The sequence below is a fragment of the Bacillus cereus group sp. N6 genome, from assembly GCF_016483705.1.
Lineage (GTDB): Bacteria > Bacillota > Bacilli > Bacillales > Bacillaceae_G > Bacillus_A > Bacillus_A wiedmannii.
Genome location: NZ_JAEHBI010000210.1, coordinates 1 through 479 on the forward strand (window position 1 = coordinate 1; position 479 = coordinate 479).

Genomic DNA, 479 nt, shown 5'->3' on the forward strand with positions numbered 1-479 from the left:
ATAAAGTACTGCAGCTCACATTTCCTGAGCTAGAACAGATTTTTACAACAAAATCAGATTTATTTTTAAATCTTGTTCAGTTATTTCCACATCCTGATTTAGTTCTAGACCTCTCGAAAACCACAATTAAGAATCGAATTCGAGCAAATACAAAAAAGAATATATCAATACAGATAGCTGAAAAGAAAGCCATAGAAATACTAGAAGCAGCTAAAATTTCTTATCCATCTGTAGATGTTGATGATGTTTTATGCGAACAGCTCAAAATATACGCGGTACGCTATCAAGATCTTCTTGGACAAAAGGAAGAATGTATCAGCAAAATGGTGCAGATAGCTGAACAACATGCGGAATATTCTATTATTTTGAGCCTTCCTGGAATTGGATCTAATACGGCTGTACGCTTAATAGCTGAAATAGGAGATATTACTCGTTTTACGAATCACAAGCAATTGAATGCCTATGCCGGTATTGATATA

At 34.4% G+C, this 479-nt stretch carries 1 protein-coding gene; it reads left to right on the forward strand.

What is annotated here, in order from left to right:
- Positions 1-479, forward strand: a 479-nt coding sequence (locus JDS99_RS30985) for a transposase (protein ID WP_199696502.1), incomplete at both ends; no start/stop codon positions are given.